This is a genomic window from Vibrio sp. Vb2131 (genome assembly GCF_033338535.1).
In the GTDB taxonomy this organism is placed as follows: Bacteria; Pseudomonadota; Gammaproteobacteria; order Enterobacterales; family Vibrionaceae; genus Vibrio; species Vibrio alginolyticus.
Map to the genome: position 1 here is coordinate 107381 of NZ_JAWOSW010000004.1, position 24704 is coordinate 132084.

Below are 24704 nucleotides of genomic sequence, written 5' to 3' on the forward strand. Positions count from 1 at the left end.
GTGTTAATCTTGTTGCCCTTCATGGGTGATAGATTGCATAATGGTTCTTCTGTCATTTTTGTGGTTGTCTGCGACAGGAATATATATGTCATTACGAGCGAAGCTTATTTGGCCTCTTCTGGTCTTTTTAACGGCTATCTTTGTTATCTCAAAAGGTTACACCTCGTATACTGTATACCAATCGTCTAAGCATGAACTGGTCGAGCAGACAAGAAAGTTGATTAACAACGTTTCTTTCTCAATTAAAGATGCGCTGACGACAAAGGACAAGCAAAAAGCTCAAACTATTCTCGCCAACTTTTTAAACCAGCCAAATGTAACGCGGGTCAAACTTTATGACCAAGATGACCAACCATTCGCTGTTATGGAGATAAGTGGGGCACTAGCACCCGTTCCCAGTCAAACCGAAAGAAGTAGGTTGCACGCTCTAGGCTATGCCTTATCAACCAAATTTCTTTATGTTCTAGAGCCGATTATCCATGATGGCTATGTCATTGGTAGCATTAGAGTCACGCTTTCTCATCGTCCAATCGTAGAAGCCATGCAATCTTTACTTCAAGATAGCGCTTTACTTCTTCTGTTTCTGATCGCTGGTGGCACTGTTTTTTACATAAGTATCGAGAGGCTTGTTCTCAAGCCCGTTATGGAGCTTAGCCGCGTAATAGAGAATGTGACACACGGACGAAGCACGGAAAATCAAGCACGCTATTACGCCAACGATGAAATTGGAGAGCTCGCGAGATCTTTCAATCAAATGATGAATAGGTTAACAGTACGTGAGAAGCAGCGGCAACATTCGCTAGACACACTAGAACAAAAGCGCGCATTTTCAGAAGAGGTTATCGAATCTGTTCAGCATGCATTAGTTATTACAGACAATTCCGGACGTGTTATTCATTGTAATACGGCGACCCAGCAAATATTTCAAAAAAAATTAGATGAACTTAAATACGCCAATATTCGTGATCTAATTAAAACCAAAATACCGAATGAGCTGAGTCAGATCCTGAGTCGAGGCCTAGAGTGCGATGATATTCACCTCAAAAATGCAGATAACGAACAGCAGTTGAGCCTAACCAGTCGTCGCCTCTCGACACATGAATACTTACTGTTTTCGATTCAAGATATCACCGAAATTGAAGAAGCCATAAACCGGCAACGTGTTGCGGGACGTGTTTTTGAAAGCAGCCAAGATGGTCTCATTGTTCTTAATCATCGCGGTGTCATTACGATGGCAAACCCTGCCGTCACTAAGTTAGTCGGCTTAGAGGTGGATCAGCTTATTGGGAAGTCATTCATCCAAACGCTAAAGTGGCGCAAGTTACAGGAAATGATGCCTAGTATCATCGAGTCGATAGAAAATTATGGCGTTTGGCAAGGTGAAGTTATCGAGAAGAACCATATTGGTCAGTTTGTACCGATGTTTGCTCGAGTCAATCGTATCGTTAAGTGTGAAGACTATGGTTTCTATGATCTGGTTATTGTTCTTACCGACCTTTCCGGCGCAAAAGAGATGGAACGATTAGAGCATTTAGCTCATCACGATGCTTTAACGGGGTTAGCCAATCGATCTAAGTTCCATTTAGAGTTGGAACAACTAGTACAACGCTCTGGATACTTGCGTGACGAATTTGCAGTTTTGTACCTCGATCTGGATGGATTTAAAGAAGTTAACGATACCTACGGTCATGATGCAGGTGATGAAGTTTTGAAAAAAGTTTCCGAGCGTCTAACATCTGCGACGAGACATAGTGATTTAATCGCAAGACTTTCTGGTGATGAATTTGTCATGTTGGTAAATCCCGCCAATCAAAAAGTGGTCACCCGAATAGCAGAACAGTTGCTCGAGAGCATATGTGCTCCAATTGAGTACAAAGGTCACTTACTCAAAGTTGGCGTTAGTATCGGCGTAAAATTAGTCGGCGTAAATGAGCGCGATGCTACTCGAGTTTTAAAAAGTGCGGATACGGCAATGTATCAAGCAAAGAAAGCCGGAAAAGGCCAAGCAATATTAATGGGATGCGAATTACAAGAGACAGTTTAAATCGTAACGTCAAAGCTTTAAACTAACCCAATTCGCGTCAGAAGGAATAATAAAATGAAAGTACTCGTTACGGGTGGTATGGGCTATATCGGTAGTCATACGTGTATTCAAATGATCGAAGCTGGCATGACGCCAGTGATTCTAGACAACCTGTACAACAGTAAATCTACGGTATTAGATCGAATTGAAAAGGTATGTGGTGTAAAGCCAACCTTCATTAAAGCCGATATCAGAGATAAATTGGCGATGGTAGAAGCACTAAAGTCGCACAATATTGAAGCTGTTATCCATTTTGCAGGTTTAAAGGCCGTCGGTGAGTCTGTAGCAAAACCTTTAGAGTATTACGACAACAACGTTAATGGCACTTTAGTATTGGTTGATGCAATGCGTGAAGCCGGAGTTAAATCGTTGGTATTTAGTTCATCAGCGACTGTATACGGTGATCCTGCATCTGTACCCATCACTGAGGACTTTCCAACTAGCGCAACTAACCCATATGGGCGCAGCAAATTAATGGTAGAAGAGTGTTTAACCGACTTCCAAAATGCGAACCCTGACTGGAGCATTACACTTCTTCGTTACTTTAACCCGGTAGGTTCACATCCAACAGGCGAGCTAGGTGAAGATCCTCAAGGTATTCCCAACAACTTAATGCCGTTTGTTTCTCAAGTTGCGGTAGGGCGCAGAGAGTTCCTTTCTGTGTTTGGTAGTGATTATCCGACCAAAGATGGCACAGGCGTACGTGATTATATTCATGTAATGGACTTATCCGATGGTCACGTTGCTGCATTAGAAAAAGTAGGTAGCAAAGCTGGCCTTCATATCTATAACCTCGGTACTGGTAACGGCTACAGTGTACTGGACATGGTGAAAGCATTTGAAGCCGCAAGTGGTAAAGATGTCCCATACCAACTTGTTGAGCGTCGTCCAGGTGATATTGCAGAGTGTTGGGCGGATCCATCAAAAGCGATGAATGAGTTAGGTTGGAAAGCAACTCGTACTCTAGAAGAAATGACTGGCGATACATGGCGCTGGCAGTCTACTAACCCTCAAGGTTATCCAGATGCCTAATCTTTAATTTACATAATAGTAACAAAAAGGCGCATAATTGCGTCTTTTTTGATCCAAATCGGAAAAAATCGTAAATTACTGGTTAAAAGGTAGCAAGTATATATAGAGCTGTTAAACTATGCCCGACTCTTAATTTGGGTTATAAATTTTCTCGTAGCTATTGGGGTAGTTCATGGAACTCGGTCTGATCATCACTTTCATCATTGCAGCAGCAGTAATGGTGAAAAAAGAGATGGCAAAACAGTAAACTTTCATTTTTCATACTTTTCTTTACATTTTTGAAATGAAAGCCATAAAAAAGCCAGCATTACGCTGGCTTTTGTGTTTTTAAAGTTTAGAACTCGTATTTAACACTAATGTTGTAATTACGCTCAGCTTGCGTTTTGTCTCGACTTAACTCAGTCTTACCGCGAACATCGTTCCAAAGATGGTATTCTTCATTCGTTAGATTCATAACACCAGCACGAATGGTTATATCTTTCATTGGTTTGTAGTACGCCGTTAAGTCAACGACTGTCGCAGACGGCAAAGCAACTTGGTCTTTGATTCCGCCTTTATCACCATCAGAGTTGATATCACTGTTCGATTTCTTAGCCGTGTAGTTTACTTTTAGGCTTGTCCCCCAAAGTGCATTTGGTGAATCGTAATTTACAGCAGCTACGGCATTCCATGGGTTTACACTGTTCAAAGGATTACCATCACCATCTTCACCTTCTGTGTATGCTGCAACAAAGCGAGTTGTCACGCCTGATGGAAGACCAGCAATGGCATGCCAATCAAGACGGTTAGAGAGCTCAACCCCTTTAATGTTTGCTTCACTAATATTGATATTTGTGAATTCAGTTAAACCACCATTGTTTGATGACGTTTGCTCAATAAAGTCACTGTAATCACTGTAGTAGAACGCTACTTCAGTTGCAGACGCTGCAGTGTTATGACGGTAACCAAGTTCATAAGACAAACTCTTTTCAGATCCCAAATTTGGGTTAGGGCGGTTGGTATAGCCATGAGCCGGATTATCGTAGGTGTAGTAAAGCTCGTCGAACGATGGCGCTCGGAACCCTTGGCTCACTTGCGCGAAGATCGTGCCAGGTTGCGATACAGAGTAAGTTGCTCCTAAACGACCAGTTAATGCAGAGTCGCTAAACTTCTCGAATGACTCTTCAGAAGTATTTGAAGGATTAGTAGAGAAGTAATCGTAACGCACACCTGGAGTCAGAATTAGCTTGTCATTAAGAAGCGAAATTTCATCTTGCAAGAATAAACCAAAGCTTTCTTCTTTTGCATCCGGTGTGTAAACGTAAACAGTATCTGGCGTGCCAGGATCGGAATTAAACTCGCGATTGGTATTACTGATGTCACTATGTTTGTACGATATTCCGTAAACAATATAGTGATTTTGAATCTCTTTATCTAACTGAGTTTCGAATTCAAATTTGTCTTCAGTATATTCGTAATCTTTTTTCTGTTGGTTGTCACCACTAGGCGGTACGTAAGGTGGGTAACCTGGGCTGGCTTCGATAAAGCGATTAGACACGCCGTTTTCTTCTTTACCAATCCATGTAAGCTTGGACGTGATCGTATCCGAGATAGCTGCATCTGCAAACCAAATGTGCTTGAGCCCAATGCGATTTTGCTTGGTTGTGTCTTCAGCGTTGAAGTTTTTGTAACTTTTATGTGCGATCTCTGAGTCAGTCTCGTTGTAAATAACTTCTCCCAAGAACTCCAAGCGATGAGCGTCATTCAATTGAGATTGAAGTTTTACCAATAGATCGTTTTTGTAATAATCTTGGTTGTCCACAGAATAGTTATCGTAAGGCGCCTTAGAGAAATTTTGTAGCTCTGCACCATCACGGCGTGTAAAGGCTATAAGTGCTTCTGTATTACCGAAACGCTTTGCTAAAGCTACATGCTCACTAAAAGAGTTATCTTCCGATGAATAAGAGAGTTTAGCTTGACCACCAAAGTCTTTACCATCTTTGAGGAAATCCTTCGGATCTTTTGTTTCGAATGCGACAACACCGCCAATTGCATCACTACCATGTAGGCTAGAAGCTGCTCCTTTAACAATTTCGACACTCTTTAGCATATCGGGGTCGACAGTAACGGCACTAGAATTGATAAACGAATATGGTCCACCGCTGAATACACCTGGTTGAGATGCACCGTCTACTAAGATTTTAACTCGTTTACCTTCCATCCCGCGAATGTTAATACTTTGGACGCCTTGGCGTTGAGTGCCATTAACAGTAACCCCTGGCGTATACTCGAATAGATCATTCAAGTCCTTTACCATGTTTTCTTCGATGTCTTTCTCTGATACAACAGCAACAGAAGCAGCAACAGTGTTTATGGTTTGGTTGGTACGGGTGGCCGACACAACGACTTCTTCAAACTTAGAAGCTTCTTCCGCATAAGCAGTATGGGAAAGGGCAACTAAAATGGAGGCTGACAAAATTGATTTTTTATACATTGGCTTCAATACCTTAGATCCATAATAGGTAACAACACGCGGATATTAATGGATCTAAATGGTAATTACTATCATTACCATTGTCATTTATTGATTTGTATTGAATCTTATTCTTAGGCTATGAGCATTCCTAGTCTTTATTTATCAATATGTTATATTATTTGTCGTTAGTTCTTGATAAGTTCATCCAAATACAACGAATGTGATGAATATCACATTAAGAGAGGCCATGTGCAGAGTCCAATTACGTTAGAAGCACTCCATATTCTAGATGCTATTGATCGAAGAGGGAGCTTTGCTTCTGCTGCGAATGAGTTAGACAGAGCCCCGTCATCGCTGAGCTATCAAGTCCAGAAACTCGAGCAAGACTTAGACATTATTATCTTCGATCGCTCTGGTCACAAAGCCCATTTTACTGAAGCAGGTAAGCTTATTCTTGAAAGAGGAAGAGCCATTTTACAAGCCAGTGAAAAGTTAGTGAACGATGCAACGTTATTGGCGAATGGCTGGGAACTGGATATTACCATTGCCTTCGATGGCATTATTCCTATATCCAACTTTTTCCCGATGGTTGATGCGCTGGCCGAGGTCAGCTCAACTCGAGTCAGGCTGCAAGAGGAGATTCTGGCTGGTAGCTGGGAGTCGTTGAATACGGGGAGAGCTGATTTACTGATTTGCCCATCACTGGATACGCTTCCTCAAGAAGTTAAGTCAGAAAAAATTGGTAAAATGAGTATGTATTGGGTAGCTTCCGCTGATCACTATGTTCACAAGCGTAGTGGTAAGTTTGATGAAGCAGCGCGAGAAAAGTATCGGATCATTGCTATTGCAGATACCGCACGTGAGCAACCCGCGCTCTCAATTAATATTATTCAAAAACAGCCTCGCTTGACCGTCACCAACTTTACGGCAAAAGTAGAAGCGCTCACTGCAGGTTTAGGTATTGGTACATTACCAAGCCAAATTGCACAACCTCTTATTTATAGTGGTGTATTGAAACGAATCGAAGGCACTGAAGAACAGCCGATGGATATTATTTTGGCATGGCGCCGGAACACTATGGGTGAGGCAAAATCCTGGTGTATTCAGTACTTAAAAAAGAATTGGAAACTAAAGTAACAACGTAACTTTTACTTCTTAGATTACCATTGATTATCGAATGTAAGAAGTAAAAGTCATCGCTAATGCTGCGCTTTTCAATTTAAAGGGAGCACCATATCTGCCGTACCGTCTGCAAACTGGATATCGATCTCAAACCCCAAGTTCTGAGCCAACATCAACATCCCTCTGTTTGTTGGCATGGTCATTCCAGACATTTGCTTTGTGCCTTTAACTTTGCAATAGCTGATTATTTTCTGCATCAGCACTTTGCCTAAACCTTTTCCTTTCAAATCTGAACGAACCAAAATAGCAAACTCAGCGTCACTATTGTCTGGTGTAATCAATGCGCGGGCTACCCCTATGATAGACGGTCCGTCAGTATTAAACGCTACCGCAACAAACGCCATTTCGCGGTCGTAGTCGATTTGAGTAAAGTTTGCCAAAGCCTCATGGTTGAACTCTCCAACTTCAGAAAAGAAACGTTTATAGAGATCTTCTTTCGATACGCTATTAATGAATTGAGCATGCAGCGGCTCATCCTCAGGCAAGATAGGGCGAAGCAGGATAGGTTGGCCATCTCGAAGCGTTACAGTTTCGACAAACTCTGCCGGGAAAGGGCGAATCGCTAGCCGTTTTTGGGCGTCTCCTTCGTATTTACACAGTGTGACATCTGCATCAAGGATAGTTAAATCGCTTCCGGACACTAGCACTGGATGGATATCCAGTTTTTGTATTTCTGGTAACTCAACTGCCATTTGGGAGATACGAACCAAGAACTTCGACAACTCAGTAATATCGAGCGCATCTTTGTGTTTCTGCAGGCGAATCTTTCCAGACTTTAGGGCAACAACGACAAGGTAGCGCGCAAGCGTCATGTTCAAAGGAGGAAGTGCAGCGACGGCATCTTGGGCGATATTCCACTCAGAGCCGCCTTGACCAAGCAAGATCACTGGTCCAAAGACTTTATCTACTGCAATACTAATCCGTAGCTCTTCAGCGCTGCCGAGCTTTGCCATCCCTTGTACCAACAGCCCATGTACATTGGCGGAAGGGTAACTGAGCTTTACGGTATCTAAAATGGATAGCGCTGCGTTGGAAACTTCTCGACTGTTTCTTAAATTTAGAGCAACACCGTGAACATCCGATTTATGAGGAATGTCTGGAGAACGCAATTTTACCGCAACAGGATATCCAATATTTTCTGCCATATGAACAGCTTCAATGTCGTCAGATGCAATCCACGTAGGCAAAACGTTAAACCCGAACAGCTTAAATAATGGGCTGGTTTGATGCGTATCTAAGGTGACTGTATTTTTATCCAGTAGTCGTTCATTTGCCCACTCTTTTGCTGAACTCACACTTCCAGAATGTAATGGCTCTGCCGTCGTTGGCGTTTCCATTAGTTGTTTCTGGTTTCGTCTGTATTCGACCAAGTGCATGTATGCTACAACTGCACTTTCAGGTGTTCTATAGGTTGGAATACCTGCTTGAGTAAATGCCAGTCGCGCTTCTCTCGACGTTTGTTCTCCTGACCAGTTGGTCAAGATATTAAAATGCTTATGCCGAGGGTGAGATTTGATTGCATTAATAACGGCTTGAGCAGTTTCAAGAGGATCAGAAACAGCAGAAGGACTATGCATAATCAATATCGCATCTGCACAGTCGTTATTCATCAGTGCGTTAATGGTATCAATATAGCGTTTTTGGGTTGCGTCACCAGACAGATCAATTGGATTTCGAGCACGCCAGTTGGATGGAAGTACTGCTTGTAATTGCTCAATGGAAGCGTCATCAAGCGTTGCGAGTTGGCCACCACGTTCAATCAAAGTATCAACGGACATAACAGCAGGGCCGCCGCCATTGGTGATGATCGCTAAACGCTCTCCACGAAGTGGCACAGAATGCGTGAGTGTTTCAACCGCGGCAAAAAGCTCATGCGTATTGCTGACTCGTAACATACCAGTTCTGCGAATAGCAGAATCGTAAATTACGTCAAGTGTATCTCCGTCTTGCTGCTTAAAAGTATTCATCTCTTTAGAGCGGCCCGCTTTTAGCACCAATATACGTCGGTTACGTGAAGCGGCTCGCGCAGCAGACATAAATCGGCGAGCGTCTTGGATATTATCAACATAAAGCAGAATAGCTTCTGTGTTTCCATCCATACTCAAATAGTCGAGCAAATCTGCAAAATCGATATCCTGTCCACGCCCAATTGAAATGAACGAAGAAAAACCAATGTTCTTATCATTTGCCCAGTCTAAAACCGTGGTACAAACCGCCGCGGATTGTGAGATGAAAGCAATTTTTCCGGGTTTAGCTGCGACAGGGGAAAACGTGCAGTTAAAATTGTGCCAAGGAAGAATGATACCTAAGCTGTTTGGGCCTAAAACTCGAATGTTCAATGATGAGATATCTAAAGGCTTAGGGTCATCAGAGATAACAATCGCAAACGGTGTGCCTCTCTCATCTAGCTCTTTAAGCAATTGCTCGTTACGTGAAACGTTCGTACACAAAATTGCAATATCTGGCGTATAGGGCAGGGAAGCTACATCAGGGTAAGCGATCACGCCAGATACGGCTTTATATCGCGGCGTTACTGGCATAATCGCGCCACCAAATCCACTTTGTAGAAGGTTGCGCATCACAACATGTCCTGCTCGCAATGCTTTTTGAGATGCCCCAATAACGGCCACAGAGTTGGGTTTAAAGAGTTTATTTAGTTTATTCATGCTGACTCCTAGCCGTTTGTAAGTCACGTTGGCTTCTCGGTTTCATATCAATCATAAACGAATAATTTACTGATAAAACATCTTCAGACCAGACATTGCAGAAAATGTGTACGATGCTTATGGAGTTTGTGTTATTCATCACATCAAAATCACAGATTATTGTATTTGATGCTTGATAAACGGCCCTGCTATCGGCATGATTTATCGTAATATTTATCCAGAGCATTTGTTACTTCATGAAAAAAATCGCAATCATCGGCTTGTCAGTTCTGCTTTCTGCTTGTGCATCTGAAACTTACATCACGGATGTGACCTCAGAAAGTTACCGAGAGGACTACAAATCAGATCGTATCTCTAAACCAATTATGGCGTCTGAAAACGCTGTAGTAGAAAAAGACGTACAACCAACTGTTGTGAAAATGACGGCAAAGCCTGAAGAAAAGAAAGTAGTCAAGCTAACGCCAAAAGAGCAGGCGAAGCCAGTTAAGATCGTACCACCAAGTAAAAAGCAAGCTGGCATTCAACGATTCGGCTATACCATTCAAGTCGCAGCTGTGGGTAGCCAAGCTAAAGTCGATCAGTTTGCAAATAAGCTGCCACAGAACGGTCAGCCAATTTGGGAAAACTACAAAGTTGTAAACGGTACTAAGTGGTTCTCAGTTTTATACGGAGACTACGCAACAAGCGCAGAAGCCAAGCAAGCGATTTCGACTTTGCCAGCTCAATTTCAGCAGTTAAGGCCATTTGTTAAAAGCATTGATGCAATCAAAAACTCAGCTTACCCAACGCTTAACAAATTAAATTAACACATAAAATAAGGGAGCGAATAGCTCCCTTATTTATTTGCTCAAATCCTATTCGAACAACATTCCTCACATTAAAATTACTGTACGTCACACTTCAAAGGTTTATCATAATAAATAGTATCTTTTGTAGGTCACGGAAAGATGGATTCATGATTAAAAATATTCTTTTACTATGCGGCGGTGGCTCTTCTGAGCACGAGATTTCATTATTGTCTGCAAACTTTGTCGAACAACAACTAAATCTTATTGAAGACGTTCACGTTACACGCGTAGAAATTAAAAACGAAGGTTGGATGACCAACCAAGGTGAGTTGGTTTACTTGGATCTCAATACCAAGCAGTTGTGCTCAAGTGAATCTAATCAAACCATTGATTTCATCGTGCCTTGTATACATGGTTTTCCTGGCGAAACAGGCGACATTCAATCTCTGTTTGAAATCGCAGGTATTCCTTATCTTGGCTGCGGGCCAGAAGCGAGTAGCAATAGTTTCAATAAAATCACATCTAAGCTTTGGTACGACGCTATTGGCATACCCAATACGCCATACTTATTCTTAACGCGAAACGATGAAGAAGCTCACGTTCAAGCTCATAAAGCCTTTGAAAAGTGGGGAAAAGTTTTTGTTAAAGCCGCTCGCCAAGGTTCTTCCGTTGGCTGTTACAGTGTCACAGAAAAAGACAAGCTTTCTAATGCAGTAAATGATGCTTTTGGGTTTTCTGACCAAGTGTTGGTTGAGAAAGCAGTAAAACCTCGAGAACTTGAAGTTGCTGCATATGAGATGAATGGCCAACTACATATCACTAAGCCAGGCGAGGTCATCGCGCCTGATGGTGCTTTTTACTCGTACGATGAAAAGTACAGCAGTTCAAGTCACTCGCTCACAGAAGTTGAGGCGAAGAATCTAACTCAAATACAATTAGATTCCATCCAACACGCGTCAGAGACGGTGTTTAAACAAATGAATCTTCGTCATTTATCTCGTATCGACTTTTTCCTAACGGAAGATGATGAGATTTACTTAAACGAAGTAAACACATTTCCAGGAATGACTCCGATCTCAATGTTCCCTAAAATGCTTCAAAACAACGGGCACAAATTTCATGAGTTCTTGGAAGATTGTATAAACAGTGCAAAGTGATTAACGTTATCGAGACGCGTTTTATGATACAAGTTGTTTTCTAGAGCAAGGATTATTCAAGCCGTATTTGAATATTGCTCAGTAGCAATTATGATTATATCAACGCATTAAACAGATGACTCAGTGGTATGGCGATTTCAAATTATAGAGGTTTTAACCTGCAGTCAGTCGGATCAGATGGCAGTGTTTGGAAGGTTAAAATCAAGAACCACGTTTTACAGGGCAGTTTGACGGCGGTAAAGAAAAGCATTGATTGGTGGTGTGACACCGCATCGATTATTGATCCCAAAGAGTTTGCTTCACTCGGACAAAGAGTGCAGCAAACTGGTGTTGCAAAATCAGAGGTCTTTAACGGCTATACTATTCAAAACGATACAGGCCAACCTAACTCTTGGTACTGTATGTTTAATGGTAAACTGATTAAGGGCAGTAAAGCCGCTATTCAACGCCATATCGAAGCTTATTTGGTTGCAAAGCAAAAAGCGATGCAAGCTCAACAACAAAAGAAACAATAGAATGACTCTGGTATATTCAACAGAAACCGGTCGAATTAAACCGGAAGAAGAAAAAGTATCTCGCCCTAAAGGCGATGGTGTTGTTCGGATTCAGCGCCAAACGAAAGGCCGTAAAGGTAAAGGCGTATGCATTGTTACAGGTTTAGACTTGGATGATGCACCTTTAAAGTTATTAGCGGCAGAACTCAAAAAAGTCTGTGGCTGTGGTGGCTCTGTAAAAGATGGCAATATCGAGATTCAAGGTGATGCTAGAGACAAGATCAAGGCACATCTTGAAAAGAAAGGCATGACAGTTAAATTAGCCGGTGGCTAATTTAATATTTCCAGTAAACAAAAATGGCGTCTAAAGAAATAGACGCCATTTTTTATAAGTTGCTAATTGAAGAGCAAGCAATCGTAGATTGATAGATCGATATTAGCTATTTTATGGTAAATAACCATTATGTTTAATGCTCACAGTAAGGCCCTTAAATTTAAAATCTGCAGGGGAATAGGAGCATACTCAGACAGCATTTAGCGTACGACGACATGCAATTTAACATAACACATATAATGCGCACTGTAATAGTGGTTCCTCTGGACTTGCAATCACTAAGGCCAATCCAGTGCAAGCCATTGAGATTCCTGACAATCCAAGCCCATTAAACTTTTTTGCAATTCCTTCCCATACTGCTTTTATCTGCGGATTATCATTGCGATCAGCGTGACACCCCAACAATGCAATCTCAGGGTCTAAACCTGATTGCTCTGCAAGAAAAATTGCTTGTGTATCAGTCATATAACGCTTTCCTTTGCGGAAATCACTGATTCTCTGCGGCGGCACATTCATATCCGCTGCAATTTGTTTGTCTTGCACGTAACTTTGAGCCTTTTTGTAGGCATCTAATAGTTTGTTTTGATACATACCGCTTCCTCCGTTTCCGTCAGTTTAGCTCATCAATCACCATTTTTGGTGTCTTGCGCTAACCAATTTTGGTGATTACGCTACTAACCAAATTTGGTTATTTAATCAGTATCAGACCGCCTTAGCTCTGGGCGTTTGCCCTTGACGCTTTCGCGCTTGGCTTTGGCGGTCGCTCTCTCAACTAGTCAAGGTGGTTGTTTAAAAATGTTTGATTATCATAAGCTAGATTGTGATCACATCATCGCTTGCGATGGTATCGAGTTTGGTTTTAACGAAACTACCTCTGAGTGTTGGTTTGCTGTTTGCCATACTTTTAATGCCTGTGCTGTTACGGTTCATAGTGTTTTTGAGCCTCAAACAATCTTCCATTCTGTTGTTTCTATTTACCCAAATCGCTTTCCTGCGGTTAGTTTTGATAAGAATTCTGTTGAGTTCCGTTTTGATGATATTGACTGCTATAAGCAGTTTTGCCGTCACTTTTCTATCAATCCTTGTCAAAAAGTTCTCCAAGATATGGAGGCTCAATAATGCGTGAACTTGTTATTGATTTAGCGTCCGGCAAACAAGAATGGATTGATTTTGTTCCTGTCCATTCTTGGGCTTCATGTGAGCACATTCCTGACAACTTATTCGACCATCGTTTTGAGTACGTCGACCACAGATTCACAACGCCTGAGGATTTCATTCCGTCGGCTGTGAAGTCAGCAATGAGTGCGCCAATCTACTCACACGACCTGTCAGATTTTATTGAGCGCCCTACTTCTAACCCTTGCTTGGATTTGCCGAAATCATTACACCGTAACGGCGACTTCGCTCGACACATGACACGCGCTTACACCGACATCCTGAAAACACGCAACGCTTTAGAAGCTGTACGCGCAGTTAATGACGCTCACGACCGTTTGACTGAGCACGGCTACAGCTACGCGATGTCAGATGAGCAAATTACCAATCTAGCCAAGCGCAAATCACGCGACTTTTCTCGCGTGTTAAGTGCAATTCCGCTTGAAGAATCACAAGCGCGTTTTGATAAAGCATGTCAGCTTCTTGATTCATTAGGCTTGGCATTCTCACCTGAGCAAATTCAATACGCAGAAAACAACTGTGAACTTTTCGCATTGGTGAACCGTGCGCTTGATGAGCATTGGCTTGTTCGTCAACTGCGCCGTAAATGTGCTTACGAGGTTGAATGTGTTGCGCGTGATTTAGCGCTTGTTCAACGCCGTAAGCAAGTTTACTGCTCGGATTTTTCTCTAAACCGTCAACGTGATCGCAATACGTCTAACCGCATCGCGCTAGAAAACACGATTGCTTACGATGAGGCTGACCCGTCTAACTACTTCACACTCAGTGAGTTATCGGCTAAGTCGGTTTCTAACGCTGAGATTCGCCGCGCTGAAATGTTCGTTCGTCTGCGTGGCTTTGAGGAAATCGCTCAAGAATCGAATCACGATGCGGTGTTCTTCACTGTGACGGCTCCGTCTCGTTTTCACTCTGTTTCTAAAGGCGACATCAACCCGAAATGGCTTGAGGCTGGCAAGCCTGATGCGAAAGCGGCTCACGCTTATCTAATGGGCGTTTGGGCAAATCTTCGTAAGTCGATTGATAAGAGCAAAATCAAGGTTTACGGGATGCGCATTGTCGAGCCTCACCAAGACGGCACACCGCATCACCACTTGTTGCTGTTCATGGAGAAATCCGCACGCAAATTTGTGACGTCTGAGTTTCGTCGTCTTGCTATGGCTGACTCTCCTGACGAAAAAGGTGCAAAGAAAGCCCGTTTCAAAGCCGAAGTTATCGACTGGTCGCAAGGTTCAGCCGTTGGTTATGTCGCTAAGTACCTGAGCAAAAACATCGACGGTCAGCACATTGACTCTGACAAAGGCTCGTCTTTGTCAGGCTCAGATGCGGCGGAACGTGTCGTAACTTGGGCGCGTGTGAATCAAATTCGTCAATTTCAATTTATTGGTGGTCCATCTGTCACGGTATGGCGTGAGCTTCGTCGTCTTCGTGATGAATTCAAAGAGGACGATGCTTTGTTTACAGATTTATCTCAAGACGAACACTTTCTATTAGAAAAGGTTCGCCGCTCTGCTGATGAGGGCGACTGGAAAGCGTTTTGTTACGCAATGGGCGGCGTGTTCGTTAAGCGCAAAGACCAACCAGTAAAAGCGGAATATTCCGTTTCAACCTCTATCGAAAAACTGATTGCTTCGGGCGGTGAATACTCATCGACTCGCTACGGTGATATGGCTCAAGCGCGTTTGAATGGCTTGATGTTCCATAAGATTTTTATCGCAACTCGCTTCCGTACTTGGAAGACCGAGAACAAAGAGCAATTCATCCGTGCTCAACAAGGCATCATGTCTAACGTGGTCGATTACTTCGACGCGCTAGAACGTGAAAAAGAATACGAGCGTATGTATGACGACCTTTACGAGCAATACGAAAAACACCTAGCACTCTATGACGAAATGGAAGCGCTGTTGCTCACTGACCCTCAGGAAATTAATGCGTCGTGTTGGGTGGGCGCAGCCCCGCCCGACATGATGCATTAATTTCCCTTGGACTTGTGTCAATAACTGTCATTTCAATTTTCAACTAACCAACAACGTAAAAATAAGGGCAAAACACTATGAGAATGGAAGGTTTAATTCTAGATGTTTCGGACATCGTTCAAGAAACCAAAACAGACCGTAATGGCGAACAAAAGCAAAACGGCAAGCTGCGTCTTATCACGACCAACCCAACAGACACTATTGAAGTGCGCGTGTCTCCTGAGCTTTGGGAAAACGGCAAGGCTGGCGAACTGCTCAAGCGCTGTGTGGGTAATCGCATGATGTTTGATGTGGAACACAAGAAATTCAGCTTTGGTAACGATGAGGGTAAACACGTTTCTATCGACGGTTTCCACCTCTACGCCCTACCTCAATTAAACGAAAAGTAAGGGCTAAATCATGACCGAGACGCAATTTGCAGAGCTAATGGCTCGACTCGATAACTTTCAGTTAATGGTGTTCTTAGGCATTTGCTTCTTGCTAGTTGCGCTCGGTTGGATGGTTGGAGGACAAAGATAAATGCTGTCATCAGAGTTCATGCTCGGCTGTTTCGCGACAGCCTTTATCCTTGGCTTCTCGATTGGCTTCCACATTCTTGGATTCAAGAAAGCGGCTGAGGTTTCAACTTCTTCATAAACCATAACATAGGAAATAAGACTATGGAAAAGCAAAGCAAAGTACGCGCAGCAATGGCTAAGGCTGGCGCAGTAGTAACAGCAAAACGTGCGGCATTTGGTGGTGCACTTCTAACGGCGGCGTCTGGTGCTAACGCTGCACTTCCCGAAGTTGCTGCTAGCGCCTTTACTGAGCTTGGTAGTTATGTGACTGATATGCTCACCTCGACTTGGGGTATCGCTGTACCACTAACGGTTGGCTTTATCGGTATCAAGCTATTCAAGAAAGGTGCAAACAAAGCAACGTAATTCTAACGACTGCTTTATACACCCATTGGTCAACGCCTCCGAATGGGGGCGTTTTTTATAAGGAATAAAAATGAGTATTAAACAAAGCATTGCGTCACTGGTTATTTTGCTGAGTGTTTCGTTTAATGCTTCTGCTCTATTGGTAAAGTTGACTAAATCTAACGCTAACCCTTGGGGCGTTGCTCATTGCTTTGGATATCGAGTTGGTGATGTTGTTAATGTCAGCGCATTACCTCCTGTTAATCCAGAGCCTTTGATTGATGGTAGTTCGAGGTATAAGTGTACTTACCCTATGGGCGGCAAATCTTATGTTCGAGTTGAGATGGTTGAAATTGGCGGGTCTTGGTCGTATACGAGTGAGTTGTCTGGTAGCGCTGTTGATTCTTGTCCACCTGGTCAATCCATAAATTCTGATACGGGTAAGTGTGAAGAGCCGCCTCCTCCACCGTTCTGTAGTCGTCCCGATACAATTCAGCAAATGAGTGACTACTCTCAATCATGTTCAGCAAAGGGGCCCGGCTATCAAGCCAATATCATCTGTCGGGATGAGGATGAGTATCTTGATATGAGTTGTCCACCTCCTACTGAGCAATGTACCCCTGATTCATCTGATTGGCCTGCATGTAAAGACCCAGAGCCTGAAGAATGTACACCTGATTCGCCCGACTGGGACCCTAGGTACGGTACGTGCTGTAGACCAGAAAACAACTGGTGTGACACACCTGAACCCGAATCTTGTGTTATTGGTGGTCCTAATTGGCCAGCGTGTGCCACTGATACCGATATCGACCCTCCAACGGGCGGTGATTTGGGCGACCCTGATAAACCAAGTGGTGGCGGTACTGGTAATCCTGACCCCGATAAACCTGAGCCTGATGTTGATAATACCAGTGATACCCTCGCTGCTATTAAATCCATGAATAGTGATTTGAATGCACAGCTAACTGGCATCAATAACGATATGAACAAGAATCAGGCGGAAACTAAGTCCGCTCTTGATGCGCTCAAGGCGTCGGTTGATTTGAATACCGATACCGTTGTCGATAATGCAAACCATGTAGCGAATGCGATTCAAGGTCAGTCCGATATGTTGTCTGATATTGGCAACAATACAAACCGTTTGCTGACTTCGGCGAACAACCAGTTAAGTAATGGTTTTGGTCAGCTGTCTAGCGACCTTGGAGATTTGCAGGAAACCAACCAACAAGGTTTTGATGACCTTTTGAACAAGCTAGACGATTTAAAACCATGCGACCCTACTCCTGAGAATAGATTCTGTGAAAGCCCTCATGGATTGGATAGTAACTTTGTTGGTGATGCACTAACTCAAGCGGATTCTATTGTTTCCGGTGCTTTAGGCTCTTATGAATCGACGGTTGTTGGTGCGGCAAATGATTTGCTTGAAAAGAATATTACGGCTGAATCTGAGGCGCATATTACTGCGGTTTCTGATTCATTCCTTAACTTGCTTCCACAACCTAGCGAATGTATGCGGCTTTCTTTGCCAACACTCAATGGTGGGAACGTTTCAATCTCTTGTGAGTTCTCTCATAAGTTAAAAATGATCCTCTCCATTCTGATTTACATCTATACGATTAAGACGCTTGTTGAAATCCTGCTGACTGAGGTCACGCCTGTACCAAGTAACAAGCCAGGTTCGGGGAGATATTACTAATGATTCAGCTATTACCTATTGTTTCAGGCATTAGTGCGGCACTGCGTTTACCTGCTTTGGTCGCGTTTATAGCACAAATAGCGACGACTCTGTTTGGTTGGTTCTTTATCGCCAAGGCGCGCAACGTCACGATTAACTTGGTGATTATTACCTTATTGATTGGGCTTACACTCGCGCTCACTCTTGCCATTTATACGCTTGCCACTGGGCTTTCTTACGTCACGCCCCCGTTTTGGTCACAAGCGGCGGGCATGTTTATCCCAAATAACGCAATTCCTTGCGTGAGTGCGATTTACTCGGCGCGTCTGCTGCGTTGGGTGTGGGAGTGGAAGTTCTACGCGATTGTGAGGGCGGCGTAATGGCATCGGTCTACTTTGTCACGGGTAAGCTCGGCTCAGGTAAAACACTAACGGCAGTCGGTAAGATTCGCGAGGCATTTATGCGCGGTGTGCCTGTGGCGACAAACCTCGATATCAACTTGAAAGAAATGCTTGGACGCAACAAGCGCAATACTCGCCTTTATCGTTTGCCGGACAAGCCTCAGGTAGAAGATTTGATGGTGATTGGCTCGGCAAACAAGAGCTATGACACCAAAAAAGACGGATTGATTGTACTCGATGAGTGCGGAACGTGGTTTAACTCGCGCACATGGAACGACAAGAATCGACAAAAGTTAATTGATCACCTTTTGCATATTCGAAAGCTTGGATGGGATGTAATTTTCATCGTTCAAGATATTTCGATTGTTGATAAACAAGCGCGTCTTGCACTGGCTGAACACACCGTGTTTTGTCGTCGTTTAGACCGTCTTCAAGTCCCTATTATCTCGACGGCGGTATCCGTTCTGACGCTCGGTCAACTCAAGTTGAAAATGCCTAAGTTGCACGTTGGCATTGTGAAATATGGTGACAACGCGAACTCGCTCACTGTCGATAAATGGATGCTCTGGGGTACGGATTTATACAGTTCTTACGACACTAAGCAGATGTTTAGAAACAACTATGAGGACGGCGTTTTTTCAGTATTGCCGCCCTACTATACCCACGGACGTTACACTGTCCCGTATACGTTGAGAAATATCATGCGCATTACGAAAATCTATCTCCGCAAATACTCTCGATTCAGTGTGTTTGCGGCAGGTGTCGCCGTCTCGTTTGCGGTGTTCACCTTAGTTGGCACGCCGAACATGTCGACGGAACCCGAAACGGCTCAAGCCGCGGTGCCTCGCGAGTCATTGAGTGACTTGCTCGATGGCTATCGAATCGAATCTTCAATGAATCCCCCAAACGTTGCCCCGTCTTTTGTGCTCGTTAAGGACGATGTGCGTCTGTCGTCGTCGCAACTATACGCAAAGGGCTTTACGGCTCAATCTAACGGCTCTTGCTCCATTACGGTTAGCGGCAACGGTCAATCATTCAAAGTTATGTGCTAGGGAATAAGGTGCGCTTTATGTCATGGATAATCGCAAAACTCACAGCTTGTCTTTCAAAAAAACAAAAAAAATCTTATTGTGCCGGAGGCTTATTATCAGCGCTCTCGTTGCTCACTATGCGCTGTGGTAAAGTTGAGAAACAAACTACGGCTTGTTCCAACTTTTCCACATCCAGCATTACCACCTTTCTGCTCGCGTGCACCCTGCTCAGCTCCCCTTCTTTTGCTGTAAGCTCTGCGCCTTTTGAGGCAAAGAACACACCGATTGGAGACTTTGCATCGTGGTTCTCGGTTCATACTGGAAATACGGTGGTGCTCGGTCAAGGTGTTACTGGTGAGGTCAGCTTTACCGCACCGGATTTGAAAGATGAGGACTATCCAGCCTTTTTCCTTTCGGTGCTTCGTGCGCACGGTTACGAGCTTACGCATGACCACGGCGTTTTTACCATCATTGCCGATGCTAACAAGGTGGAGACGTTCGAACCCTCTCAAGTGAAGCTGTACTTCTTTGAGAATGTTCGAAATACCAAGGTCGTTGATTTGATTTCCTCGATGCTTGCTGCAACTCAGAATCAAACACTGAACAACAAAGCAATTAAGAATTACAAGGTTGAAGTGCTACCGACCACAAACAGCATTATCGTGACTGGCTCTGAGAACCAATTGAAGCACATCGATGTGCTCATAAAAGGGATTGATAGACCACAAAAGCAAGTCTTTATCGAGGCAGTAATTACCGAAACTGAGCTTGGTGATTCTCAGGAAGTCGGTGTAAATATGGATTTGGCACTGAGTGAGGCTGGCTTTGTTTCGCAACCGACCGCAATCAAGAAGGCCGTTGATAACCTGCTGTTCTATGAAGGCGGTGATTTCAATGCACTTATCAAAGCTGTATCAAAGAATCAGAATACCAAGCTTTTGTCACGTCCAAATATGTTCATCATGGACAGGGAGCGCGGTTATATCACGGTTGGTCAGAACGTGCCTTTTCTCACTTCGTCTGAGGTAACTGACGGCGGTAATCGAGTCCAGCAAATTGAGCGTAAAGATGTGGGCGTGTCACTCGAGGTAGTGCCTCATGTAATTGGTGATCATGTTGTGCTTCAGATAATGCAAAAATCCGACTCGGTGACGGATTCCTCTATCGCATCCGACATCATCACCAATACGCGAACACTGCAAACCGTGGTCAAGGTCAAAGACCGACAAACGATCTCTTTAGGTGGTTTGATTTCCCAAGAGCAGCGCGACTCTGTAAGCGGTGTGCCTGTCTTGATGGATGTGCCTTTGCTTGGTGCTCTATTCCGGTCAGAAAAGACCAATACGGTAGATAAAGAGCTTAAAGTAACGATAAGAACCACAATACTTTGAGTTAAAAGAAAGGCCGAACAATTTCTGTTCGGCTCTGCTTTAGCTGTACTGTAATACGCTTTCCAGTTCTCTACACTTTATTACCGTGTCACGTTCTAACACGCTTGCAATATGTGTTTTGTCATAAGAGCTTCTAGCTTCAAACCGAAGCAACGGATGGTGTCCGTTAAGTGCATTGTTTACGTATATGTCTCGTTCTTGTCTCTTCTTCTGCCTATGAGATGAGTCATCCAGCTCGATAACTGCCAATACTTTTGTGTCTATATCCGTTATCACGTAGTCCATTCTTTTAGCCCAAGTTCGAGAGTTATCTTTAAAATTGGTCGGTTGAACCAATGCCATCAATGAAACTTGACTATGAATCACGTATTCATCAGGTATAAGCTCCCGCAACACTTTATAGAATCTGCGCTCTGTCTTGGTGGCCAAGTATGTACTTTTCTTGTGAGGTACAGAATTAGTCTTATTGCCAGTGTTCGGCAAAGGTACTTTGACTATCTTGGGGCTATTGTCTACAGATTTTGGTTCAAAAGAATGTATGCTGTTCGGTCTTCTAACCGTTGCACCTTGTTCCCATTCGTTAAGCCTACGTCTAGGTTTCTTCCCCTTCTTTGTGAATAGATACACAATACACGCTAAGGATATAAGTATCAGTAATTCAGGCACTTTCCGTTCCTCACTCATAAAAAAATGAGTGTATGGTAGCATATCAGCTTTGTTCGGTGTGCTATTAAAACCTGCTTTCATGCGCCCCCGTAGTGTCTTACGGGGCAAATTTCCATTCCGAGCTAATTTTAAACCTAACGTTAAAGATTTAGCGTAATCTACTTTGCTGCAACTACAGCAATACTTTGAACATCACTTATCGACAGACTGATTTGATTGTATCTTGTCACATTAATAATTAATTGGGCCCAGCATCATATGAAATTGTATTAAAAGTCTGTACTATCAAGCTCTTTTGTTAGTCACCTGGTGAATAAAATATGGCTTTAGTAACGCCTCGCGGTATGTCAATTACAGAAGCGTACCGTCATTATAGAGATGGAAAACTAATTGTTAATCGAGCATATCAACGCAAATTAGTTTGGACAGTAGAAGAAAAGAGAAAGCTGATAGACAGCATTTTATTGGGATACCCAATTCCTCTAGTCTTGTTAGCTCAGACTAAAGAGGGGAGCTTCGAAATCATTGATGGAATGCAGCGTTTAAATGCAATATTTGATTTTATAGAGAATAATTACTCTTTAGATGGAGAGCGTTACTTCGATATTAACGAATTCGGAACAGCTAAACAGGCATTAGCGGAAGGTAAAATCTCTAGCGCCGATTTAGGAGCCTTGCGACTAACGCCTAAGGAATGTTCGGACATATATGAATACCAACTTGCAGTTACTATATTCCCTATCGAAGATGAATCCGATGTGACAGATATCTTTGGAAGAATAAACTCCGGTGGTAAGCATCTAAGTGCTCAAGAAAAAAGACAAGCAGGTGTTATCTCGACGTTCTCTTCTTTAGTCAGACGAATTGCGACTGAGTTACGTGGTGATCCATCCGAAGACATTTTGAAACTATATGAAATGCCCAAGATTAGTATTGAGGGACGCTTTAATTCTAGTAAGTTAGGTTATGGCGTATCAGCTCAAGACACTTTCTGGGTGAGCCAGGGTATCTTAAACACAAAAGAACTTCGGGACTCTGTCGACGAACAGATGATCGCCGATTTGATTATTTCTATTGTTTATAGAGAGCCTTTTGCCGCAAGCAAAGACTCATTTGACGATATATATAATCAAGAAAGCGAAAAGTATGACGCTCTTAATTCTGCTGTTACAGCTTATTCCGAAACTAAGTTAACAACAGATATAATTGCCGTGATATCTGTTCTAAAAGACATCATGCGCTACGCTGATTCCAGTGAGTTAGGGACATTTAAAAGTATTATATACAACGGTAAAGCAAGCAACTCTGCACGCTCAGCGTTCTATGCCGTATTCATGGCTTTGCATGAGTTGATTATCTTAGAGTCCAAAGCTCCAAGTGATATGGAAAAAATAGTAGGTGCATTAAAGGGTCTACACAAAAAGATCAAGACTGACCGTAAACATGTTACCGTAGAAGATAGAAAAACGAATATCGCGCTCACCAAAGGCTTGATACAAAACTACTTCCATAATGTCTCACCTTCTTTAGCACATAGCGGTTCGGGCCTAATCACTTCTTTTGAAAATGATTTAAGACGCTCTAAAATGGAATCATCTCGCTTTGAATTTAAACAAGGAATCCTGAATCTATATCAAGATCTAACTATCAACTCTAATTTGTTGGACAAAATTATTACTATTATGTGTGGAATGGCCAACATTGGCTCTGAAAGTTTGGGTGGTAATATATACTTTGGCATCTCAGACTCAGAAAGCGATAGTAAGAAAATATCAGAAATTTTCGGTATCCAGCCGATTAAGTTTGCTGAAAAAGATATCTTTGGTATTGAGCATGAAGCGGATAAGTTAGAGCTAGATGCGGAGTTATATGTCAAAAAGATTATTCAGCACATACAAAGGTCTAAGTTAACTGAGCCGTTAAAAACATCAGTACTTAATAATATTGATCATTTTAATTATAACGGTAGAACGATTCTACGGATAGGCGTTCCAAAACAGAAAGCAATTAGCTTTGTTGGTGAGGATGCTTATATGAGAGTGGACTCCCACACTTATAAAGCGACGCCAATTCAAGTGGCTGAAATTGTTCAAAGATTTTAATGCGTGTTAAGGCTCCTTTCGGAGCCTTTTTTACATCATTTTCTTTAGTGCTCTTGCATATTTTAACACTTGGCCAGCTGCCTCTAAGTCAGTCAATGCCCCAATCTCTAACAAAGCAATTCCTGTCAAAACTTGTTGGGCTGTCACCAATTGTCCTGTTGGAAGTTCCAATCTGTCATAGTGCATTTTAAAGTGCTCCCATTGCTCTGATGGGCTCAATTCCCTACCCTTTGTCATTCTCATCAGCCGTTTACACTCAGGTGGAATGGTTTTCCCCTTATCCCATTCTTTGACGGTTCTCACAGTTTTTAAACAAAGTTCAGCAGCTTGTTCGACGGATAAACCACATTCAAATTCACGAAAAATATAGTTTTTAGTCATTTCGTGATACTTCATTGAATAGTCCCTCAAAAGAGAGACATTTTATAGGACTAGCATATGCAATCGCATTCAACATAAGCAGATATAATACGAACTTAAGGGTTAGAAGATTAGCATTGGTGAAGTCAGTTTAGTTACACCGTATTTGGCTGTTGCTGCTTTGCAAGCTTCATCAGCTGTCTTGTATGGGCCATGAACTTCGATTCCACCACAGCGACCACTTGAACTGTATCTTTGGTTACGTCCGACACCATGCACGTTGGTTTTGCATCTTGCTCGTTCAATATGAGTCAACATGGACACGCATTTGCTTAACCCAAAAGTGTAAGTACTAGATTATCTTTATAGGAACAAGGAATCTAACAAGTGTAAACTCGCTACTTTTCAATCTATACCTAGATCTTTCTTCATATGTTCACTCAACTCGTTAGTGGTTCTTACATTAATCTTATGTTTGCAATGATGGACTCTCAACTCTTCACCAAATAATTTTACTAGTGATTTGGTATACAAAGTACTAATATTATTTATAATTCTATACAATGTATCTTTCTGATAAACAGATCTTTTCGAATTTTGTGTTGCAGTCTTCATATTTAAATATCCTCACACGTTTAACTTTATAATTTAAAGAATCAATTTCAACTTTTATTATTACTTTTTCCGATATGAAATGAGTCTTTATCAATGATGCACAATCAACATTAAATCACCCGAATCCAACTTAGTAATTTTGCGAGACAATTTTTTTTATTTTTAAATCTTTATTTTCTATATTTAATCCGATTGAGTTAATTCCTTCAGGATATCGGTTT

The 24704-nt window shown here is 42.6% G+C and carries 22 protein-coding genes; 16 read left to right on the top strand and 6 right to left on the bottom strand.

Annotated elements, in window-relative coordinates; all coding sequences use genetic code 11:
* Nucleotides 1-85 precede the first annotated feature (85 nt).
* Nucleotides 86-2044, top strand: a complete 1959-nt coding sequence (locus R7E38_RS06325; RefSeq protein ID WP_064354780.1) for a diguanylate cyclase domain-containing protein — start codon at nucleotides 86-88, stop codon at nucleotides 2042-2044.
* A 54-nt stretch (nucleotides 2045-2098) separates the two neighbouring features.
* Complete coding sequence (gene galE, locus R7E38_RS06330) at nucleotides 2099-3115, top strand: UDP-glucose 4-epimerase GalE (protein ID WP_005376309.1); 1017 nt, start codon at nucleotides 2099-2101, stop codon at nucleotides 3113-3115.
* Nucleotides 3116-3449: 334 nt separating this feature from the next.
* Here galE and R7E38_RS06335 read toward each other — a convergent pair whose 3' ends face one another.
* Nucleotides 3450-5588: a TonB-dependent hemoglobin/transferrin/lactoferrin family receptor gene (locus tag R7E38_RS06335; RefSeq protein WP_053303617.1), complete on the bottom strand. Its 2139-nt coding sequence runs from the start codon at nucleotides 5586-5588 to the stop codon at nucleotides 3450-3452.
* 231 nt (nucleotides 5589-5819) lie between these two features.
* Here R7E38_RS06335 and R7E38_RS06340 point away from each other — a divergent pair, with 231 nt between their 5' ends.
* Entirely contained in the window at nucleotides 5820-6707 is an 888-nt protein-coding gene (locus R7E38_RS06340) for a LysR substrate-binding domain-containing protein (protein WP_226082988.1), read from the top strand.
* Between the two features lie 77 nt (nucleotides 6708-6784).
* On the opposite strand, the gene R7E38_RS06345 is transcribed toward R7E38_RS06340, so the two are convergent.
* Nucleotides 6785-9418, bottom strand: coding sequence for a bifunctional acetate--CoA ligase family protein/GNAT family N-acetyltransferase (locus tag R7E38_RS06345; protein WP_053303618.1), 2634 nt, complete (start codon nucleotides 9416-9418; stop codon nucleotides 6785-6787).
* A 236-nt stretch (nucleotides 9419-9654) separates the two neighbouring features.
* Here R7E38_RS06345 and R7E38_RS06350 point away from each other — a divergent pair, with 236 nt between their 5' ends.
* From R7E38_RS06350 to yciH, 4 genes are all read left to right on the top strand, one after another.
* Nucleotides 9655-10224 (top strand): SPOR domain-containing protein, encoded by a 570-nt coding sequence (locus R7E38_RS06350; protein ID WP_005390018.1) that lies wholly within the window; start codon nucleotides 9655-9657, stop codon nucleotides 10222-10224.
* 149 nt (nucleotides 10225-10373) lie between these two features.
* Entirely contained in the window at nucleotides 10374-11363 is a 990-nt protein-coding gene (locus tag R7E38_RS06355) for a D-alanine--D-alanine ligase (protein WP_033907069.1), read from the top strand.
* Between the two features lie 128 nt (nucleotides 11364-11491).
* A complete protein-coding gene (locus R7E38_RS06360) occupies nucleotides 11492-11878 on the top strand; it encodes a DUF3319 domain-containing protein (RefSeq protein ID WP_005376294.1) in 387 nt (128 codons plus the stop codon).
* A gap of 1 nt (nucleotide 11879) precedes the next feature.
* Nucleotides 11880-12191 (top strand): stress response translation initiation inhibitor YciH, encoded by a 312-nt coding sequence (gene yciH, locus R7E38_RS06365; protein ID WP_005376292.1) that lies wholly within the window; start codon nucleotides 11880-11882, stop codon nucleotides 12189-12191.
* Between the two features lie 222 nt (nucleotides 12192-12413).
* Here yciH and R7E38_RS06370 read toward each other — a convergent pair whose 3' ends face one another.
* Entirely contained in the window at nucleotides 12414-12782 is a 369-nt protein-coding gene (locus R7E38_RS06370) for a DUF3693 domain-containing protein (RefSeq protein WP_318081702.1), read from the bottom strand.
* A 162-nt stretch (nucleotides 12783-12944) separates the two neighbouring features.
* Between R7E38_RS06370 and R7E38_RS06375 the strand changes: the two genes are divergently transcribed.
* From R7E38_RS06375 to R7E38_RS06410, 8 genes are all read left to right on the top strand, one after another.
* Complete coding sequence (locus R7E38_RS06375) at nucleotides 12945-13310, top strand: hypothetical protein (RefSeq protein ID WP_318081705.1); 366 nt, start codon at nucleotides 12945-12947, stop codon at nucleotides 13308-13310.
* Entirely contained in the window at nucleotides 13310-15340 is a 2031-nt protein-coding gene (locus tag R7E38_RS06380) for a replication endonuclease (protein ID WP_258506431.1), read from the top strand. Before R7E38_RS06375 ends, R7E38_RS06380 begins: the two co-directional genes overlap by 1 nt.
* Before the next feature lie 83 nt (nucleotides 15341-15423).
* The gene (locus R7E38_RS06385; protein WP_005389159.1) at nucleotides 15424-15729 is read left to right on the top strand and encodes a hypothetical protein; all 306 of its coding nucleotides are present in this window, start codon (nucleotides 15424-15426) and stop codon (nucleotides 15727-15729) included.
* Between the two features lie 270 nt (nucleotides 15730-15999).
* Nucleotides 16000-16263, top strand: coding sequence for a major coat protein (locus R7E38_RS06390; RefSeq protein WP_012841819.1), 264 nt, complete (start codon nucleotides 16000-16002; stop codon nucleotides 16261-16263).
* Between the two features lie 70 nt (nucleotides 16264-16333).
* Nucleotides 16334-17938 (top strand): chemotaxis protein, encoded by a 1605-nt coding sequence (locus tag R7E38_RS06395; RefSeq protein ID WP_318081707.1) that lies wholly within the window; start codon nucleotides 16334-16336, stop codon nucleotides 17936-17938.
* Nucleotides 17938-18297 (top strand): DUF5455 family protein, encoded by a 360-nt coding sequence (locus tag R7E38_RS06400; protein ID WP_012841818.1) that lies wholly within the window; start codon nucleotides 17938-17940, stop codon nucleotides 18295-18297. Before R7E38_RS06395 ends, R7E38_RS06400 begins: the two co-directional genes overlap by 1 nt.
* Nucleotides 18297-19370, top strand: a complete 1074-nt coding sequence (locus R7E38_RS06405; RefSeq protein WP_031781301.1) for a zonular occludens toxin domain-containing protein — start codon at nucleotides 18297-18299, stop codon at nucleotides 19368-19370. The genes R7E38_RS06400 and R7E38_RS06405 overlap by 1 nt, the downstream gene beginning before the upstream one ends.
* A gap of 17 nt (nucleotides 19371-19387) precedes the next feature.
* Nucleotides 19388-20740, top strand: a complete 1353-nt coding sequence (locus R7E38_RS06410) for a secretin N-terminal domain-containing protein (RefSeq protein WP_318081708.1) — start codon at nucleotides 19388-19390, stop codon at nucleotides 20738-20740.
* Nucleotides 20741-20779: 39 nt separating this feature from the next.
* Here the strand turns inward: R7E38_RS06410 and R7E38_RS06415 are convergent, their stop codons facing one another.
* The gene (locus R7E38_RS06415) at nucleotides 20780-21487 is read right to left on the bottom strand and encodes a DUF2726 domain-containing protein (protein WP_267923304.1); all 708 of its coding nucleotides are present in this window, start codon (nucleotides 21485-21487) and stop codon (nucleotides 20780-20782) included.
* Nucleotides 21488-21726: 239 nt separating this feature from the next.
* On the opposite strand from R7E38_RS06415, the gene R7E38_RS06420 reads away from it, so the two are divergent.
* The gene (locus tag R7E38_RS06420) at nucleotides 21727-23508 is read left to right on the top strand and encodes a DUF262 domain-containing protein (protein WP_267923303.1); all 1782 of its coding nucleotides are present in this window, start codon (nucleotides 21727-21729) and stop codon (nucleotides 23506-23508) included.
* 30 nt (nucleotides 23509-23538) lie between these two features.
* Here the strand turns inward: R7E38_RS06420 and R7E38_RS06425 are convergent, their stop codons facing one another.
* Entirely contained in the window at nucleotides 23539-23904 is a 366-nt protein-coding gene (locus R7E38_RS06425) for a phage protein (RefSeq protein WP_062852855.1), read from the bottom strand.
* An 87-nt stretch (nucleotides 23905-23991) separates the two neighbouring features.
* A complete protein-coding gene (locus R7E38_RS06430) occupies nucleotides 23992-24186 on the bottom strand; it encodes a hypothetical protein (RefSeq protein ID WP_226082992.1) in 195 nt (64 codons plus the stop codon).
* Between the last annotated feature and the right edge of the window lie 518 nt (nucleotides 24187-24704).